This window comes from Candidatus Gracilibacteria bacterium (assembly GCA_041658685.1).
In the GTDB taxonomy this organism is placed as follows: domain Bacteria; phylum Patescibacteriota; class Gracilibacteria; order UBA1369; family UBA12473; genus JBAZZS01.
The window spans coordinates 155,163-175,132 of record JBAZZS010000002.1 but is presented as its reverse complement, the minus strand read 5'-3'; the positions used below and the strand labels follow the sequence as shown (position 1 = coordinate 175,132).

16 protein-coding genes are annotated in these 19,970 nt (G+C 45.0%); 4 read left to right on the top strand and 12 right to left on the bottom strand.

From position 1 onward, the window contains the following. Window positions 1-8: 8 nt before the first annotated feature. Together WC882_03230 and WC882_03225 are read right to left on the bottom strand one after the other, a co-directional pair. Window positions 9-617, bottom strand: a complete 609-nt coding sequence (locus WC882_03230) for a hypothetical protein (protein ID MFA5842660.1) — start codon at window positions 615-617, stop codon at window positions 9-11. A gap of 18 nt (window positions 618-635) precedes the next feature. After that, window positions 636-950, bottom strand: coding sequence for a hypothetical protein (locus WC882_03225; GenBank protein MFA5842659.1), 315 nt, complete (start codon window positions 948-950; stop codon window positions 636-638). 111 nt (window positions 951-1,061) lie between these two features. Here WC882_03225 and WC882_03220 point away from each other — a divergent pair, with 111 nt between their 5' ends. From WC882_03220 to purM, 3 genes are all read left to right on the top strand, one after another. Beyond that, window positions 1,062-2,018, top strand: coding sequence for a tyrosine-type recombinase/integrase (locus tag WC882_03220; protein MFA5842658.1), 957 nt, complete (start codon window positions 1,062-1,064; stop codon window positions 2,016-2,018). Further along, window positions 2,011-2,829 carry an ATP-binding cassette domain-containing protein gene (locus WC882_03215; protein MFA5842657.1) on the top strand — a complete coding sequence of 273 codons (819 nt, stop codon included), beginning with the start codon at window positions 2,011-2,013 and terminating at the stop codon, window positions 2,827-2,829. Before WC882_03220 ends, WC882_03215 begins: the two co-directional genes overlap by 8 nt. A gap of 138 nt (window positions 2,830-2,967) precedes the next feature. Beyond that, window positions 2,968-4,065 (top strand): phosphoribosylformylglycinamidine cyclo-ligase, encoded by a 1,098-nt coding sequence (purM, locus tag WC882_03210; GenBank protein MFA5842656.1) that lies wholly within the window; start codon window positions 2,968-2,970, stop codon window positions 4,063-4,065. Here the strand turns inward: purM and WC882_03205 are convergent, their stop codons facing one another. Further along, entirely contained in the window at window positions 4,066-4,971 is a 906-nt protein-coding gene (locus tag WC882_03205; protein MFA5842655.1) for a DMT family transporter, read from the bottom strand. It abuts the gene before it with no gap. Further along, on the bottom strand, window positions 4,932-5,393 hold the full coding sequence (locus tag WC882_03200) for a PPC domain-containing DNA-binding protein (protein ID MFA5842654.1): 462 nt from the start codon (window positions 5,391-5,393) through the stop codon (window positions 4,932-4,934). Before WC882_03200 ends, WC882_03205 begins: the two co-directional genes overlap by 40 nt. 274 nt (window positions 5,394-5,667) lie before the next feature. Here WC882_03200 and dprA point away from each other — a divergent pair, with 274 nt between their 5' ends. Then, window positions 5,668-6,558, top strand: coding sequence for a DNA-processing protein DprA (gene dprA / locus WC882_03195; GenBank protein MFA5842653.1), 891 nt, complete (start codon window positions 5,668-5,670; stop codon window positions 6,556-6,558). Here the strand turns inward: dprA and WC882_03190 are convergent. From WC882_03190 to WC882_03155, 8 genes are all read right to left on the bottom strand, one after another. After that, complete coding sequence (locus WC882_03190; GenBank protein ID MFA5842652.1) at window positions 6,555-7,514, bottom strand: hypothetical protein; 960 nt, start codon at window positions 7,512-7,514, stop codon at window positions 6,555-6,557. The genes dprA and WC882_03190 overlap by 4 nt on opposite strands. 48 nt (window positions 7,515-7,562) lie before the next feature. Next, complete coding sequence (locus WC882_03185) at window positions 7,563-9,446, bottom strand: GspE/PulE family protein (GenBank protein ID MFA5842651.1); 1,884 nt, start codon at window positions 9,444-9,446, stop codon at window positions 7,563-7,565. Window positions 9,447-9,665: 219 nt separating this feature from the next. Next, the gene (locus WC882_03180; protein ID MFA5842650.1) at window positions 9,666-15,413 is read right to left on the bottom strand and encodes a right-handed parallel beta-helix repeat-containing protein; all 5,748 of its coding nucleotides are present in this window, start codon (window positions 15,411-15,413) and stop codon (window positions 9,666-9,668) included. Window positions 15,414-15,632: 219 nt separating this feature from the next. Then, a complete protein-coding gene (nusA, locus tag WC882_03175) occupies window positions 15,633-16,943 on the bottom strand; it encodes a transcription termination factor NusA (GenBank protein MFA5842649.1) in 1,311 nt (436 codons plus the stop codon). A 74-nt stretch (window positions 16,944-17,017) separates the two neighbouring features. Then, entirely contained in the window at window positions 17,018-17,572 is a 555-nt protein-coding gene (locus WC882_03170; GenBank protein ID MFA5842648.1) for a regulatory protein RecX, read from the bottom strand. Window positions 17,573-17,668: 96 nt separating this feature from the next. Further along, the gene (gene recA / locus WC882_03165) at window positions 17,669-18,676 is read right to left on the bottom strand and encodes a recombinase RecA (protein ID MFA5842647.1); all 1,008 of its coding nucleotides are present in this window, start codon (window positions 18,674-18,676) and stop codon (window positions 17,669-17,671) included. A 192-nt stretch (window positions 18,677-18,868) separates the two neighbouring features. Beyond that, window positions 18,869-19,153: a hypothetical protein gene (locus WC882_03160; GenBank protein ID MFA5842646.1), complete on the bottom strand. Its 285-nt coding sequence runs from the start codon at window positions 19,151-19,153 to the stop codon at window positions 18,869-18,871. A gap of 28 nt (window positions 19,154-19,181) precedes the next feature. Then, entirely contained in the window at window positions 19,182-19,922 is a 741-nt protein-coding gene (locus tag WC882_03155) for a hypothetical protein (protein MFA5842645.1), read from the bottom strand. Window positions 19,923-19,970: the final 48 nt, after the last annotated feature.

The window sequence follows — 19,970 nt, the reverse complement described above, 5'->3', positions numbered from 1 at the left end:
TCCCTTTTTTAACTGTTTGAAGGGGGATTGGTTTCCGGCGATGCAACGGGAGCTTGAGGGGTAGCCGGTTGATTTTCTGATGGGGTCAATTCTTCCCTTGCCTTAGAAAGGGCATTATCGATAAGGGCGAGTCCTTCTTTCTTAATATGGGTCTCTGCTTCATTCATACGAGCCGCAACGGATCCCAATGCTGTACGCATGGGTTGCCCTGCCTCAGCGATTTTATTCATTCCATCCGCCACAGTCTCATATTGATAAAGAGCATCTTTAAATCGATCAACGGCGGGCCTGGGAGCAGAACTTCCCTTTGCCTCATCTACTTCGCCGGAGATTGTTGATCCTAACGCTAAAATAGGAGCATAAGGTCCGGCAATGGCAGTTGCAGGGATTGCATCTAACCCCCGCGTCACAGCTTTATTTAATTGGGCCTTTTTATTTATGGCCGCATTTAGAACCACCTCAGGAGCATCCGCAACCACTCGTCGAGCGGCATCAATGCTCGTTCGTAGACCTTGAGTTACTTCGGCCAAATTTGATTTGATCCGTTCTTCAGTATCGATGCTCGTTCGTAAGGCCTGGATTTCTTCGGCCGCATGGAATTCTTCAGGATTTGGCATGTATTTTTGTTTTAGATATTAAATATTTTTGAGAAGGTCATCGATGGTTTTTTCTTCTTTTGCGCGATCTTCAGTTTCGTCATCTTTGCGTTTTTGGTTTTTGTAAACCTTATATTCTCGGGCTACATCTTGCCAAAACTCAAGTTCTTTTTTCATAAAATTCAAGGAATTTTGATCTAGAGTCAGGATCGCTTTTTGTAGATTTTTGAGTTGAGCCTCATTCATTTTAGGGGCCATCTCTTCAATTTTTTTCATACGCTCGGCATCAAGAAAAGGGGAGGCTTTTGCTTGGGCAATAACGGCTTGGATGAGAAGAGATGAAGAGGAAGGCAAGAGAGTAAAGGTTAAAAAATATCCTATAATTATACTATAAAAATAGATAAAAGGCAACGTTAATCTGTAAAAAAAGCCACAAGAAAGTTACAAATTTTGTACAATATCTTCATGCCCCTCTCTCAATTCATCACTCGTTTCCTCGAGCACGCGGAAATCGGTAAGCAACAATCCGTCAAAACCATTGAAAATTATCATCATTATTTGACGCGATTTTTGACATGGGCCGGAGACATTGAACCGGATAAAATTACCCTCGACCTCGTGCATCGCTACCGTTTGTATTTGAATCGATTTCCTCAAGAGGAGAATGCTCAAGCCGCGACATTAAAAAAGCAACTTAGAAAAAAATCGGGCCATTCCCTTTCACTTAAAACGCAAAATTATCACCTCATCGCACTTCGCGCTTTTCTCAAATATTTGGTTAAAAACGACATCCCCACTCTCGCCCCGGAAAAAATTGAACTCGGGAAAACACCCAAGCGCACCGTTGAATTTTTAACGCGAGAAGAAGTGGAACGTTTGTTACTGGCCGTGCCGTTGGACACCAAAACCGGACTTCGCGATCGCACGATTTTGGAAACTTTATTTTCCACCGGCTTGCGTGTGAGCGAACTCGCCAATCTTAATCGAAATCAGGTGGATTTAAAGCGAAAAGAATTCATGGTTCGAGGCAAAGGGAAAAAACCACGCATCGTTTTTTTGTCAGACCGCTGCGCCGAATGGCTCGAGCTTTACTTGAAATCGCGTGAGGATAATTGGAGCCCGCTTTTTATCAATATGCGTCGTCATCGGGCGGTCGATGGGTTGGAAATCGGTGAAAAATTTCGGCTCACCACGGTCTCGATTGAAAACATTGTTCGACGCACCACCGTGTTCGCTGGTATTATAAAAAAAGTTACGCCTCACACTCTTCGTCACTCGTTCGCAACTCATTTGTTGACGCGCGGCGCAGACCTTCGGTCGGTGCAGGAAATGTTGGGTCATTCCTCCATCACCACCACTCAAATTTACACGCACCTCACCAACCCGCAATTGCATGAGGTGCATCGAAAATATCATGATTAAATTCACCGACATCGTCAAAAAATACGGCGAACGTAAAGTGCTCGATCACGTCAATTTGGAGATCGACGGCGGCGAATTTGTGACGATTGTCGGTCCGTCCGGCGCAGGCAAATCGACGTTGTTGTACGCACTCATTGGGGGTATCCGAATGGACAGCGGATCCATCACGGTGGATGGCTATGAGATCACGGAATTCAAGCCTTCGGCCTTGCAAGAATACCGTCGAAAAGTGGGTATGATTTTTCAGGATTATAAATTATTGGAAAATAAAACTGTGTACGAAAACGCGGCCTTTGCGTTAGAAGTGTGCGGATGGAAAGACGGGGACATCGAAGAACGAACGTATGAAGTTTTGGATTTGGTGGGCATGATCGATCATTCGGATAAATTTCCGCATCAACTTGCCGGAGGAGAAGGTCAGCGCACCGCGATTGCACGCGCTTTGGTGCATCGTCCCAAACTGCTCATCGCAGACGAACCCACCGGCAATCTTGATTATTGGAACACCAAGCAGATTTTGGATATTTTAAAAAAAGTGAATGAAAGCGGAACCACGGTGCTCATGGCCACCCACAATCGTGAGGTGGTGGATGAAATGCATCGTCGGGTTTTGATTTTGAATCAGGGCGTCATCATTTCGGATAAAGAAAATAGTGGGTATGAATTAGACCACACCGATGAATGGGCTCTCGGGATTCGGCACCACGAAGCCTTTATTCATCCTGCGACCAAGGCGCACCCCAAATCGGATCATGCCGAGAGTAGCGAAAAAGAGGTGGGGGACATTGAGATTACGGAAATCAGACATTAATACTTAATAAGACGATTGCGAGAGAAGGAAGTTTTATGAGAATTTTCAAGGAAGAAACGCCAGCGACTCATGATCTGAGGCGTTTCGCTCCCATTCGAATAAAATTTTCTTCCGAGCGATCGTCCTAATGAATATTCCATGAAATATCAAGGCCCTCGCACCACATATAAAAAAGCCGGCGTCGACATCGAAACCGGAATTGCAGCTTCCAAAAAAGCTTACGAGCTCGCAATGTCCACGCACGTTTCTCGAAAAGGCATGTTCGGCGCGCCGATTCGCATAGAAGATGGATTCACCGGAGTTTTGGATTGCGGTGATTTTTTACTCGTTCACAACAGCGACGGAGTTGGCAGTAAAATGCAAATCGCGGAACTCATGAATCGCTACGAAACACTGGGTTGGGATTTGTTAGCTATGGTGGCGAATGACGCGGTTTCAGCCGGGGCCGAGGTTTTGTCCGTCAACAGCACGTTGGATGTTAAAACCATTGATCAAATGGCCATCACGCGCCTGATGGAAGGCTTGGCTGCGGCGTGTCGCGAGCAAAGCATTGTGATTTCCGGGGGCGATATTTCGGAATTAAAGGATCAAGTGAAAGGAATGGTATGGAACGCTTCAGTTATCGGAGCTATTGAAAAGCAAAAATGGATCACAGGTATGCAAATCAAACCGCACGACAAAATTGTAGGTCTTCAAAGTCGCGGATTTCATGCCAGTGGAATTTCTTTAGCGCGTTATATTTTAAAAAAGACGCACGGCGAACATTGGACGCGTTACAAATTCAATGAAGGAAATTCGTGGGGCGAGGTGATTCTTATCCCTTCCGGTATTTATCATGCATGTATTTTGGATATGATCGGTCGATTCCGAAAAGGGGAGACGCGAGTGCATGTAAAAGGAATTGCGCACGTGACCGGAGGCGGGTTGCCCGTGAGTTTAATGAGGGTTTTGAATAAAGTGAAACGCGGAGCAAAAATCGACACTCCATTCCCGGCGCATCAAGCCATGTTAACCCTTCAAAAACTGGGAAATGTGGACGATGAAGAAGCTTACACAACTTGGAATATGGGGGTAGGCATGATGATCATTGTGGATGAATCCGAGGCCAATGAGGTCATTGCCATCGCACGAAAACACAGCATCCCGGCACAAGTGATCGGCGAAGTGACGGATAAACCCGGCGTGGAGTTGGTGAGCCAGGCGTACTTTAAACGGGGAAGAACGCTGGAGTTTTAATTAAACAGCGGGGCCGTATTTAGTGAGTGCCGGATCCACAGACGGTCTTTTGATGGAAAAATAAACCCCAATCGCCATCACTCCAATTCCAATCCATTGAAACGCAGAGGGGATCTCTTTAAAAAATACAATTAAGATGATCAAGCTGAACAGAGGGGAGGTCATTAAGAGAGAAATTGTCTTGGAAATATCCAGTCGTTTAAGGGCTTCATGGCTGATGATTTTGGCAATTCCAAGAAAAACAAAACCTGTTAATAAAAGGGAACCCCAATGCAAAGAAAACACTTCCGTAAGATCGGTGGCAGGTTCAAAAACACGTGCAAGCATGAGCATAAAAAGTCCTCCCAAAGCAAAGCGCACACAAAGAATAATGCTCGGAGAAATCAAATTGAGGGCTTTTTTGGTGTAAAAACTACCAAAAGGATAGGTGATTGTACTGGCAATGATTAAAAAATCTCCATGATTGAATTGAAAACTTCCATTATATAAAAGGAAAAAAGCTCCCACGAAAATTCCGAGGGCGCCAAAAATTTTCTTAAACGTTGTTTTTTCTCCGAAAAAAGGAGTGACGATCAGGGTGAATATAATTTCGGAGAGCGGAAGAATCGACGAATTGATCCCCGAGGTTTGGCTGGCCCCGATCGAGAATAAAGTATAGGGAATAATGACGATTAAAATCGTTACCATAAGCACTGGGAAATAAGCTTTTTTTTGTTTCAATTCGTGAAGTTTTCCGGTCAATGCGGAATAAATAAATAAGCCCACTGCGGCAAAAAGAGCAGAGAGCGCGGCAAACGTAATGGGTGGAACGGTTTGTGTCACTCGATTAACCACCACCGGGAATAACCCAACTAAAGCCGCACTGATTAGAATAAAAATAATTCCGATTTTTTCTTGTTTTTTCATGAAAGCTCCAGGAAATTGAGTTGAAATTCTTCGTTGCGTTTTCGGAGCACGAGAGCATCCGTCATTTGAAGCGCGATTTCGCAAGTCACGGAAATTACTGCGGATTCGAGGTGGCCACCAAACGCATGATGATGCGAATCGGCCAATGTGATGTGAAGATGCGTGAAAGGCTCGTTGTTCAGTAAGGAGACATTGCCGTTGAGGGAAAGAATCTCGTAGTTTTCTCCTCCAAAATGCTTGGAATCATATTTTTTTTGTTCCAAATCGTAATATTTGATGGAAATATTATCCGTGGCCCCAATGCCGGAAATTGAACCGGATTTAATGCCTTTTTCTTGGCAAAAACGCTTGAGGGATTCTGCGATTTCTTCGCCTTTTTCAAGCCGAATCATGTAGCCGTTGCCGATTTTTTGGGATTGCATAGGGGAAAGTTAATTTTTGACGGGGGAATGGTAGCATAAAATATCATTTTCGTGGACGCTTATTAAAGCGGGAGGTGCGAATTTTTTTCGGATATGCCCATCAAATCGTTCGCGCTAACATGTACGCGCTTCACGACAAAAAGGGGATCATGATCCCCTTTTTGGATGGGAAATATCCTCAAAATCTCCGCACCTCCCGCTAAACGCATCACCGCGCATTTTTATTCATTTTATTTTAACAAATCGTTCATCTTCCGCATGCTAGCGTGTGGGCATGACGAATTATTCAATCATCCCAAAAAACGATTCGGATTACCCTCCTTTATTAAAAGAAATCCGAAATTCTCCGGAACAATTGTATGGTCGCGGGGATCTTTTTTTACTCAAAAGCGCATGTATCGCCATCGTGGGAACGCGCGCCTATACGCCCTATGGAAAAAGTTTGACCGACTATTTTGTGGAAGGATTGGTGAGCTATGGCTTTACCATTGTGAGCGGTTTGGCGTTTGGGATTGATGCCATCGCGCACCGGGCAACGCTTAAAAATAATGGGAAAACCATCGCGGTATTGGGCAATGGAATCACGGAAATTTACCCAACCGAACACATGGATTTAGCTCAAGAAATCCTTGAAAAAGGCGGGGCAATCGTGAGTGAATATCCCCCCAATATGCCGGGCCAAAAACATCATTTCCCGCAGAGGAATCGAATCATCAGCGGACTTTCGTTGGGCACGCTCATTGTTGAGGCACCGGAAAAATCAGGAGCCCTGATTACTGCTAAGTTTGCGTTTGAGCAAAATCGAGATGTTTTTGCCGCGCCCGGAGATCTTTTCCGTGAAACGTTTAAAGGGAATTTGAATCTTATTGCCAATGATATGGCGCGCCTTGTCCGGACACCCGAGGACGTGGTGGCTGCATTGAGAGAACAGCCATTTTTGCCTTTGCAACGCGAGATCTCGTCTGTTCGCCAAAAACGCGAACCGCCACTCACCACCCGTGCTCAAAAACTCGTGTGGCAACATGTGTCCGGACATCCCATTTCCAACGAAGAAATTTTGGAAAAAACGCAACTCACCATCTCCGAAATGACCATCGCGTTGTCGTATTTGGAACTCAAAGGCTACGTCAAAAACATGGGGTTTGGGAGGTATTGTAAAACTTAATTTATGTCGGCATTATTTACATATTCGTAACAAGTTGGTTTATAGATGGAATCGTCACTGATTTGATCACACCAGGAAGGATCGGAAGTTTTCATCGCTTTGTCCGTGAAAAAGCTTGCATAGCAGTCGTCAGGTTCATAAATACCTGATGTGTCGGCAAGGATTTCACACAAACTTGTATCCGAAGTTTCTTTGACCAGAATTTTTATATGAGAGTCGAAGGAACCTTCCCTAAGGTCTTCGTAACAAGATGAGCTGTCAGCCGAGTTTGCGCAAGCATCATCAACGCATTGGTAAGAATAATCGCTATCACAAACTTTTTTTGAAAAATTAGAAATAACTTTTAATTGCATAAAGCAATCCTTATCCGATGTTTTATAGCAAAATTCAACGTTTCCGCTTATGGAGGCCGCATTTAATAAGCATAAATTTTGGTTGTAGCCTTCTTGAAGAGGGGATTCCACTTTTTCTAGACATAAATTCGGATTATTGGTTGAGGCCGCGTCCAACGACCAGGAATACCAGTCCGTGGCAGGGTATTTATACGTAAAACGATTGAATAGAAAGGATGAAAGGATTGATAGAATTAGAAAAAGAATGAATGCCCACGAATATCCGATATCAAATCTTTTAATCTTTTTAAGTAAAATTTTAAAAATCAAAGATAAAACAGCGGAAAGTGAAATGACAAGCAGCAACGCATTTAAGGAAATGGATATATACTGATTGTAGTTGAGGATTACAATTAGGAATGGGAACAAAACAAGGATCCACGGATGGACAGTAGCAAACCATACATAATAAGTTTGCGTATATTCATAAAAAGTTTCTGGGGACCAGAGGTGCGTAGGCCTAAAAAACCATACAATAATTGCAGGGAGAACCATAAAGTAAATCAAGGCAATACAAACAAGAATACGTCCTGTTTTGTGGGATCGTTTTGTCTCCAGGGGCATGTTGAGTGATTGTTAAATGCTTTTCCTTACAATTTATAATTTATAGCATTACAACAGCTGCGTCACTCTTTGGACTTCTTCCAGCGTCGTGATTTCCTGCATCACTTTCATGAGTCCATCTTCACGCATCGTGGTCATGCCCTGCTCACGCGCTTTCATGAAAATCGCATTTGAGGGCGCATTTTGCAAAATGAGTTCGCGAATGGGATCATCCACGACTAAAATTTCATGAATTCCCATTTGTCCGGAATAGCCCGTGTGGCTGCATTTATCGCATTCACCCGCATGCCAAAGCTCGGCGGGAACGGTACAAGACGCACCCGGTTGCAGTTTTAAAACCATAGAACATGTCTCTTCGAGTTCTTTTCTCTCAACCTCCGTGATCGGACTTTTTTTGCGACAAGAGAGGCATAATTTTCGAACCAAACGTTGAGCAATCACCATGTGCAACGAGGGCGCCACCATGAACGGAACCAGCCCGATATTGATCAATCGCGGAATGGTTTCAATCGCGCTATTGGTATGTAAAGTTGAAAGCAAAATGTGTCCGGTCAATGCCGCTTGGGCGGCAGTTTCTGCGGTTTCTCGGTCACGGATTTCACCCACCATAACGATGTCCGGATCTTGTCGAAGAATGGATCGCAAGCCATCGGCAAAATTATACCCGCGTTTTTCATTGATCTGGCTTTGCGAAATTCCGGGGAGGTGATATTCGATCGGATCTTCGAGAGTGATGATTTTGACTTGTGGTGAATTGAATTGATTGAGCAACGAATACAAGGTGGTCGTTTTTCCGGAGCCCGTGGGCCCGGTGGCCAAGATCATGCCGTGTGAAATTTGCACCGACTTGTTCATCAGCTCCAGATTTCGCCCAATGAATCCGCATTGATCAAATGCCAAAAATCCTTTCCCGCTGTCGAGCAACCGGAGCACAAACGTTTCTCCGAATTCTGTAGGAAGAGCGGAAACACGAACGTCGATTTTTCGTTGATTAATCACGAAATAAAAACGTCCATCTTGCGGAACATTCGTGATGTTGAGCTTCATTCCGGATTTGTATTTGAGTTGGTTTGTAATGTTGGCAAAAATCTTAAGATCCATTTCAAAGATTTTTTGCAAAACTCCATCAATGCGAAAACGCAAAATGGCATTTTTCTCTTCGGGTTGGATGTGGATGTCGGAAGCGCCGGTTTTAATGGCCCCCACATTAATGAGATTCAGCGCCTCTTCGGACGTGATGGTTTGCAATTTATTTTTGAGTTCGCCAAGATTTTGGATTTCTTTTTCATACGCCTGAATATCAGCTTCGGAAACTTGCGTCACAATTTCCTGCGCCGCGTATTTGCGCGTGGCGGCATACAAACGATCGATAATGGATTTAATCCCCTCATCCGAAGCCAAATTGATGTTAAGGAGATATCCTTTTTGTTTGAGGCTTTCGAGCAGCTGAACGGTTTCTTCTTTTTTAGGATCAAAAAGCGCAACGCGTAATTTTTTTCCCACACGAAAAAAGGGGATACAAAGAGCTTTGATTGCCTCGGATTCATAGAAAACAGAAGCGAGGTCCGGATTGATCGGGATTTTTTCAATATCGATGTAGCCATATCCAAATCGCGCGGCTTGTTCTTTTACCGCCTTTTCTTTGAGGTCTCGATTGATTTTGAAAAGGTTGTCGGACACAGCGCTTGTCCCCGCGGTTGATTGTGCCGCAGAGGAGTTCGCCGTTGGTTGAGGCGCCACAGCCGCGCTTGACGACATTCCGACTGAGGTGATCGCAGAGGGTGTTGCCGCTGGTTGAGACGGCTGCATGACCGAAAAAGTCGGGGCGATTTGTTGTATTGTTGGGGTCGTTACAGCGACCGTCGGTGGGGTTGTTGCCGAGGCTCCATTGGTTACATTTGCCGTCGCCGATTGAGGGGTAGAATCTGCCATAAGGTTTAAGTTATCTATATATTATACCGTAAAAATTGGATTTTTGAAACCCAGGGCCCTTGACAAAAGATGTAACCTTGATCGCGTGGGATGGAATCGTATCTGTAAAATCCTTCCTAGGAAGGATTTTAATCTATTGAGTTACAACATATTTTAATTAAAAAAGAGAACCCTGGATTAGGCCCTCTTTTTTAAATCAATTTTTTTTACAATCCTCAATTACAACTCATAGGCGAACAATTCAAACATGCCGATCCAGTTTCCGACATCGCTGGAAGCGAAAATCTCAAGTTTGGTGAACTCAAGACCTTGTAATCCGGGATCCAGCATGACTAATGTTTGGTAGGTATTCGGGCTAAAAGGGGCTTGAGCCAAGATCACTTCCGTTCCATCCGATAAAGTCCCGCTTAACGCCCAATCCGAGATGTAAATCGGCCCCCCAAAATAACCCCAGTATAACAAAACGCTTTCCAATGGTTCGGCTTCGCCCAGATCAATTTCATAATCAAATGTAGTGCTCGCAGGGTAAGCGAGAGAAGAAATATTCCCATCTACTAAATTGGTTGAATGATAGCCATAGGCTGTTATATCTGGAGTTACTGTTTTACCTAAGGCCGCATTTGCTCCGGTTCCGTACGTCACCCCAAAATCGCCAGTATCGCTATAATACACCGAAGAATCAAACGCAGTCGGGTCAGTCTCATAATTGTATTCCTTAAGATTGGTGAGACCATCTCCTTCTTCATCGAGGGCTGCATCGCTTGGATTTGAAGGATCAAGTCCATACAGCGTTTCCCAAGCATCGTCCATTCCATCGCCATCGGTGTCTCGTTGCGAAGCGGAACAACCGGTGCTGTCCGCTGTTTCACCCGTTGGAGTACTGGCGCAAACATCGACATTGTCCTTTACCCCATCGTTATCGGTATCGGCAATACATCCGGTCCCGTCGTCATAGCCACGGGAGTCTTCACTTACGCAAACGTCAACATCATCCATGTATCCGTCGCCATCGGTGTCTCGTTGTGAAGCGGAACAACCATTCGCGTCCGCAGATTCTCCGGTTGGAGTGGAAGGGCAGAGATCGAGGCTATCATAAACTCCATCGCCATCCGTATCTCGCTCCGAAGCCGCGCAACCACTTGAATCGATTGTTGACCCGGAGGGGGTGGCATCGCAAGCATCAGCATTATCGCCCATGCCATCGCCATCGGAATCGGCCCATTCGGAACCATCACTCGGGAAGGCGTCAGCTTCATTATCGCCATAACCATCGTCATCGGAATCGCTCCATTCGGTTGGGTCTGTCGGGAAGGCATCGGAGTCGTCATAAACTCCATCGCCATCGGAATCGGTGCGGCGGTCCATATCAGAACAGCCATAGGCATCAAGGCCCGTAGTCTCGGTGGTCGCGGGACAAAGATCGACATCGTCTTTTACCCCATCGCCGTCAGTATCGTCGATGCAACCATCGGAATTAGAGTCAAAGCCACGAGAATCTTCGGCGGGACAGGCATCGAGATCATCCGTAAAGTCATCGTTGTCGGAGTTATCGGTACACCCATCAAGGTTGGTGTCATAGCCGGAGACAAAGGCAACAGTAGGACAGGCATCGACATCGTCCATAGACCCATCCCCATCCGTATCTAGTTCAGAAGTCGCGCAACCATTCGAGTCAATCGTTGACCCGGAGGGGGTGGCATCGCAAGCATCGGCATTATCTCCCATGCCGTCGTTATCGGCATCAGCCCATTCGGTAGAATCACTCGGGAACACGTCGGTATCGTCATTAACGCCATCGCCGTCCGTATCACGTTCGGAAGCCGCGCAACCAACGCTATTAACCGCTACACCGGTTGGGGTTGCAGGACAGAGATCAAAGCTGTCATTCACACCATCATTATCCGTATCTCGTTCCGAAGCCGCACAACCATTTGAATCAATCGTTGAACCGGAAGGGGTGGCATCGCAAGCATCGGCATTATCGCCCATGCCGTCGTTATCGGCATCAGCCCATTCGGTAGAATCACTCGGGAAGGCATCGGCATCATCATAAACGCCATCTCCATCGGAATCTCGTTCCGAAGTAGAGCAACCTACGCTATTAACCTCAGCCCCCACAGGGGTTGCAGGGCACAGGTCAAAGCTATCATTCACACCATCATTATCTGTATCTCGTTCCGAAGCCGCGCAACCATTTGAATCAATGGTTGAACCGGAAGGGGTGGCATCGCAGGCATCGGCATTATCGCCCATGCCGTCGTTATCGGCATCAGCCCATTCGGTAGAATCACTCGGGAAGGCATCGGCATCATCATAAACGCCATCGCCATCGGAATCTCGTTCCGAGGCCGCGCAACCCACGGAGTTGACCGCTTCCCCGATGGGGGTTGAAAGGCAGAGATCAAGGCCGTCATTGACGCTATCGTCATCGGAATCGGGGTCGGTAGGATTCGTCCCATGCTCGTATTCCTCTCCATCATTCAGTGTGTCTGAATCCGTATCCGCCAACAGAGGATCCGTGACATACCCGCGCGTCCCGTTTACTTCTTCTCCGTCATTTAATCCATCATCATCGCTGTCGGAATCATTGGGATCTGTGCCATATTCCCCTGTTTCTTCATAATCGTAGAGTCCATCGCCGTCCGTATCATCATAAATTGGCGTACTCGAAGAATTCAAAGGATCGCTCCCGGCCATAATTTCATCGCCATCGGAAGCAGCATCTGCATCACTGTCCGCCTCCACCGGGCTGGTGCGATAAAGCGTCGTTTCTTCTCCATCAGCCAGTCCATCTTCATCGCTATCCGCAACAGAAGGATCGGCGCCCCAGGATTCCTCGGATTCATCCCATAATTTATCGCCGTCCGTATCGCTGGAAACAATAAACTCGAAAGCTCCCAAATCCATTCCTCCGCCTGAAACACGAGCCGCTCCGGAAATATCGGCGGAAACGATTCCAAAATCATCTCCGGCATCCACGGCAAAGGAAGCAGGTTTTAAGTTGTAATTTCCTCCCGTTGCATTGTAGTAAGGAGAAGAATGAAGCCAGTCGTAAAAATTATCCGGGGTTTCTTCCATGATTGTGCTCATGTGATTATTGAAGGCATTCAGAGAGTAAGAAGTCCCATTTAAATCGGCCACAGGCTGCGTTTCAGTGGAAATTTGGAATAGGTTGGAGTCAACCCAAGCATTGTCGAGGCTGTTGTCTTCAGCCGTAATCGGCCCATCGACGGAAAAAGAAAATAAATTATTGTAAATCATGGTTTTGGCCGCAGTGTCCCCATTGAGGAATGATAAATCGTGAACGTTTTGGTCAAAGCTGTTGTTTAAAATGTAAAATTCAGGCTTTCCAAGATAGTTTCCGTCAAAAGCCACCCCGGATCCCGAAGTATGAGTGATGACATTGTTGAAAATAGAACCACCCAAAGTGTTCCCTTCAAGATAAATCCCGTTTGCGCTTCCCGAAAGAGTATTCCCGTAAATATTTCCATTCAGAGTCGATCCGGAAAAAGAAATTCCTGTGAGAGAAGTATTGGTGAGTTTATTACTGAAAATAGAACCATCCAACGTACTGTTCATAAACGTCATCCCCATCCCTGCTTCCCCAATGGTGTTTTTGGAAATAGTATTGATGGACGCCATCCCGTCCAAATAAATAGGGAAATTGACCTCATTAAAAATATTATTACTTATACTGTTTATAATAAGGCTGTCCCCTGTACCCAATCCGTAAATGGCGTTTTGGCAATTTAAAAACCGGGAATCATTGATATTGATATCGGCTGAATAGGATCCTCCGGATTCATCGGTGAAAGAAATGCCGTAAAGTGAATTATTGAATTGAGTCCCTTGGATGTCTAAATCCGTACCTTGTCCTACACTGACGATACCCCTGGGGCCATTCAGTGAAACTTCCTCTGTTTGAATGCTAAATGTCCCCGAAAAAGAACTGTCATTTTGAGCGTAAATATCGGCTTCGCTTGAAGAAAGAGTTTCTTGGGCCACTTTAATTTTAATATGGTGGATATCATAAACGGAAGAGCCAAAAACAGAGTTGTCTAAATAAAGTTCATAAGGATATTTGGAATGGGAATGGTTGTTGGCATAAAGAACCGGATTATGAGAAGAATTGCCTTCGACTAAAACAAGATGAATGGCAGGCTTTTCAATATAAAAATCAGAGCCTTCATATTCATTAAATGTAATTTTATCAATATAGCTGTCATAAGCGGAAACAATTTGGTTGAAACCGGAAAAAACATTGTAGAAAATATCTAAATTAGACGAAGCTCCGGCAATTCCAAGGGTGTCATAATCATCCATTTCTTCATCATTGGTAAAGTGGTTGCTCCAGATTTGAACAAGGGCGGTAGTTCCTGATTCGGCCATTTCTCCGGATTGAATTCCTATGTATTCTCCGGGCTTGGATTCAACAAGAACTCCGGTGTAAATATTATTGAAATCATTTCCGGAAACCAAAAGCGGTGTAGTGAGTTGGCGACTTAAAACCCCAATGTCAAATCCCGTGGCATGTGCATTTTGAATGGTTTTAACAGATGCGCCATTTTCAAGAAGAAAGACCGCAATACCACCGGTTGCCTCGATGGCGTCAAGTTCAACCGCGGAAAGCGCCAATGTCCCGAGCACGACATGGAACGGATAATCCACCCCACTAAAAATATCACCGCTTACCGACACTAAATTGGCGTCATCGGTTCCTAAATGATAACCATCTTCACAGCCCTGGAATTGATTGTCTTCGACTCTTTGAATGGAGGATGCAAGGTTTACGGCATCTTCATAAAGGACAAAAATATTTGAAGAAAAAACAACCAAACCGCTAGAAGTAATATCTCCGGCTTTATTTTCCGATTCGATGAAAATCCCGGTACCTCCCGGCATTCCCAAGCCTGAAGAAAAATTATTATTTGAAATCTCGTAAATCGCCGAATCCGCGTCAAAAAAAGCGCCATTAGGAGCTCTAAATGTATTATTTTCTAACGTAAAAATAGTGGAACCTTCCTTAACTTGTAACACATAAGACGTGGAAGAGGGGGACACAAATTCATTTCCGGACATTTCCCCAAAAGAAGAGTTATTAAGAAGGGTTACCGTGGCTCCGCTCAAAAAATGATTATCATCAATTCCGAAACCGCTGACATTATTAAATGAAATGGAACCGCCGTTAAAAGTATTCCCGGAAAAAGAGGAACTAAGAGTGTTGAAATTCAATGCGACTTTCCCATTATTGAAAACATTGTTTATTATCCGAGTTGGAACATAATCAATGGAAATGGCTGCGGGCGCCGTGGTGGAAAAAGTATTGTTTTCGATATAGACCCCTCCACCTTCCGAAACATAATAGCCGGAAGATGGGGACGGAACTTGGATAGAAGTACTTCCACTAAAAGTATTGTTTTGGATTGAAATCTGATTGGCATCATCTTGAATCCTGATCCCAGAACCAGCTAGAAAATTGAATCCTTTTAGGGTAATCCAAGCAAAGGAAGCATCGTTGTCGGGAATAGTAATAGAAGCTTGGATGTTATTGGTTCTTCCGCAAGGGGACAGAGGGCCGGTCCACGGAAGGATGTTAAACAAGATAGAGGAACTATGCTCCATCTCGGTAGAGGAAAGATGTTCGGAGTTATATTTAACCAGAAGACCATAAGTGCCGGTACCGCATACGCGGATGTCTAGTCCCGAATCAAAATAAGAAGCAAGCTCATAGTCTTGGCGATCCAAGAATCGAGTAAGGACATCATCAATGTTTTTATAAGGTTTTTCCGCAGATCCCCAGTTTGGGTGGAAAACAATTTCGGATTCTTCCCCTAAATTGAAAGGATCATATTCTCTCGTCGATGAGTTGTCGACGTAGTAAGTAAGGGCTTTGGCCTGCGCAAACCCAAACACAAAAAAAGATCCCAGAAAAAGGGAAGTGAAAAATAACGATTTAAGCAATTTCATGGCTGAGTAAATTAAAAAGATAAAAGAATTAATTTTGACATTTAATGATTAATTGTCAATCTGGCGCAACATAATATCCTAATAAGCAAAAACAGGCTATCGTAATTTGTATTACAAAATTAATATAAATCGGAGCAAGTCGACTTGAAAAAGCACAAATAAGATTGGGAAATCATACAAAAAACTTCTACTTGAGAGGCTTTTTGTTGTGAATTGGTATTATTTCACCTTTTTGAGTTCTTCCACCAAGATGTTCGCCACCTCTTCATTGATCCCTTCGATGGACATGAAGTCTTTGACAGACAAGCCCTTGATTTGTTCGAGCTCAATAAGGTTAACCGCTGCCAGTTTTTCAACGATTTCAGGGGAAATGCCTTCGAGGTCTGTGATTTTAAGCACTTTGGGCCCAACTACAACGGGTTCGCCGGCAGGAGTCTTGGCGCTTTCAACTGCGGTGCCGTTGCGTCCCGGTGCAGGAGCGGCTTTATCCGTTTCACTCAAGGCCACAGCATCTAAAATATCGATTTCCCAACCCGTAAGTTGTGAAGCAAGTCTTACATTTTGGCCGTTTTTCCCAATGGCGAGAGGACGTTGATCCTGTGCCACAAAAACACTCGCGCGTTTGGCGTTTTGGTCCAATTTGATATGCGTGATTTTGGCCGGAGAAAGGGCTGCGGCAATGAATTTAGAAGGTTCTTCGCAGAATTCGATGATGTCGATGCGTTCGCCGTTGAGTTCGTCCATAACCGCGGTGACGCGCACGCCTTTTTGACCCACACAAGCGCCGATCGGGTCCACTTTTTTATCTTTGGAGCTCACGGCCACTTTGCAACGGATCCCGGGTTCGCGAGAAACGCCTTTGACTTCCACTACTCCTTCACGAATCTCGGGGATTTCAAGCTCCATGAGTTTTCGCACCAAATTGGGGTGCGTTCGGGAAATGAGCAGTTGAGGGCCTTTGGTGGTTTTGATGACTTTGTCGAGATAAAGTTTGATTCGTTGTCCGCCGTAGTAGCGTTCATTCGGCATTTGTTGGTCATACGGAAGAAACGTCGTGATGTTTCCAAGATCCACATACACGTTGCGATCTTCGACGCGATGGATGAGCGCATTGATAAGTTCGTTTTCACGATCCTTAAACGCTTCGTACATCATGTCGCGCTCGGCTTCTTGCAGGCGTTGAAGAATGACCTGTTTGGCGGATTGGGCCGCGATACGGCCATAGCTTGCCGGGGTCACATCGATTCGAATTTGATCGCCAACTTTGGCGTCTTTTTTATAAGCCTTGGCATCCTTAACCGTGATTTCAATCTCATCGTCTTCGACTTTTTTTACCACCTCTTTAATGATGTAAATCGTGGCAAAATTTCCCGAATCCGTGAGCTCAACATCAATATTTTGTTCGCGGGTTCCATAGTCCTTGCGATATGCGGCGCGCAAGGCAGCCTTTACGGTTTCGATAATGACATCTTTGGGAAGATTTTTGCTTTCGCACAGCTCATTGATGGCGGCGAGGAATTGAGATTGCATAGGAAGAAAATAAAAAGATAAGGTACGAAAAAATCCGCAGGATAAATTGAAATCCTGCATGATCTAAATATAAATTAACGGGAGCTGATTGTTTTGTCAAGCGCTCGATGGATGGTATCAGGAGAAAATCCGCGTGATGCGAGATAAAAAGAAAGCTTTTGTTTTACTTGATAAGGTTCGTAACGTTTTTCCAAAAGCGAGCGTTTTTTTTCAATAAGGCGGGAAGCCAGAGGCAATTCATCCAGTACATTGTTTGATTTTTCTCGGCCCTCCCAATAAGAATCCAAGACTTCTTTAGGAATCCCTTTTTTGCGCAATTCTTGAGTAAGGGCATATTTTCCTCGAGGACGTAATCGGCAACGTTCTTCCACCCAACGTTCACAAAATTGAGGGTCATTGAGGTAGCCCAATGTTTGCAATCGGGAGAGAATAGAGGGAACGGGATCTTGCCCGAGCTCCGCCCCCTCAACTCCCGTCTTTATACCCTCCCCAGGGTTAAAAAATTTCTTAAATCGTTGTCGAAGTTTTTTCTCCATTTCATACATGGTATACGATCGTCGAGAGAGAAGTCTTAACGAATATTCAGTCAAAAGAATCGCATGTTTTGGATTTAATGGATCGGAATTCATAGATTCAAAAAGAAGAAAGAAGAAATGTGAAAATACGAGTCGGAAATGCGGGGAAAAATGCGACCCTCCGTCCCGCGTTGCGGGACTGCGGGTGTGTTAAGCCACCATTGCTTTGACCTTCCCTCGAATGCTTTTATCAAGTTCCTTCATGACTTTTGGGTTTTCCTCAAGGAATTTTTTAGCATTTTCCCGGCCTTGGCCCAATTTGAGTTCTCCGTACGTGTAAAACGCTCCGGAGCGGTGCACGAATTCATAGGTCGCGCCCAAATCCAATAGGTCCCCGCTGGTGGAAATTCCGGTGGAATACATGATGTCGAATTCCGCGGTTTTGAAAGGAGGTGCAATCTTGTTTTTTACGATTTTTACACGCACATGATTGCCGGTGAGTTCTTTTCCTTGTTCCGTGGATCCTTCGATTTGGCTCACGCGGCGAATGTCCATGCGTACCGACGCATAAAATTTAAGGGCATTTCCTCCAGGCGTGGTTTCCGGATTTCCATACATGACTCCGATTTTCATGCGGATTTGGTTGATGAAAATCACAGACACTTTTGATTTACTGATCGCGGCGGTGAGTTTGCGTAGGGCCTGACTCATAAGGCGAGCTTGCAAGCCCATGTGCGCATCCCCCATTTCTCCCTCAATTTCGGCGCGAGGCGTGAGCGCAGCCACGGAATCCACGACGATGATATCGACGGCATTGGATCGTACGAGTGTTTCGGTGATTTCAAGCGCTTGTTCTCCGTTATCAGGTTGAGAAATGAGTAAGTTTTTGAGATCAACCCCGATTTTTTGAGCATAAAGGGGATCGAGAGCATGTTCCGCATCGATGAATGCGGCTTGCCCTCCTTGTTTTTGCGCTTCGGCAATCACATGGAGCGCGAGGGTGGTTTTTCCCGAAGATTCAGGTCCGTAAATCTCCACAACACGACCTTTTGGGATGCCTCCACCCAAAGCAAGGTCTAAAGAAAGAGAGCCGGTTGGAATGGTTTCAATTTCAACCGCCTTGGTTTCCCCCATACGCATAATTGATCCTTTGCCAAAGTTTTTTTCAATTTGAGCCAAAGCGAGCTCAATGGCTTTTTTCTTATCGTCGTTCGTCATAAATATAAAGATTATGGATAAAGGTGAGCACGTACTCACTATAGGTGAGTAAAAACTCACCGTCAATAGATTTTTTTGGGAGGGAAAATTTTTCGAAAAACTTCAACTCCGTTATAGCACAATGATTATTAAAAAATTTTAACAAAAAAATGAACCAGACAAGATCTCGCAACGATTTTATTTTAATTTCCACTAGGATTTCACAATCTCCGGGGTGGGTTGAGCCGCTACAGCCGGAGCCACATTTGAGGTTTCGGCAGGAGCGACCGGGGTGCCTGCTACAACAGGTTCTTCCACTCCAAAATATTGTGAAATACTGCGAACCGTTCCAAACGCCACATTTTTAGTCCCGCACGCGGAACACGTGTACGCGTAACGTTTGCCAATACGTTTTACTTCCGCGACTTTATGGCAATCTTTACAATAAAAAACAATACTCGAGGCCAGACCGGTCAGATTTTTTACGGGAGGAATCATAATGTCTTGAATTTAAAATCTAAAATTTCTAAAGATCCATTCGGAGAGGTTGTGGCCCGGAGGACTCAGTTGTGGAAGTTTCACGCGGAGCAACCGTCGGTTTTGGCGTTTCACGATGGAATCCGCTCGGATTTGAGGGGTCATGTTTGGCGGTGCCAAAATGCAAAGGGCGATTGATTCCGGGTCTGGAAATCACGGGAGAATTTCCCAAATACGGACCCGTGGGTCGTTCTTGCTGGACTCGCGGTTCTTGTTTCGGTTCCGGGAATTTGATCAACGGTTCCGGTACGCGCCCTTCTCTGGGGATCTCATAATGTTTTTCTTTTCGATGTAAATTGTATCCACTCCATAAGAGTAAAAACACCCCGATAAAAGCAACAATCATTCCAAAACCGGTTTCTTTTTGTAAAACATTCAGTCCGAATTTGGGATGGAAAAAAACAGAATTTGCAACAAAAAGAAATAGTAAATCTTGCACTCCCAAAAACATAAACATTTCACTTTCTTTGAAAGGAAAGCGGGGGAGTCGTTTTCCCAACGCGGGGAGAACAATCCAAGCCCCAATAAGGAGGGAGGTCCCCAACACCATAAGCCCCACAAGAAACAACGGTCCGGAAACACCCAAATAAAGGTCCCCGGCCCCAAATGCATCCAAATCTTTATACCAAGGAAGAAAAGAACTCACCGCGATCACGGCACTGCTCAAGAGCACCCATTTGCGAGTGACTTCAAGGCTGGCCAAAGCGGTTTTAAATCGATTGAAAGACATAACGAAAGGGTTAGAAGAAAGCCATTCCGAGCATACTATGGAGGTTCG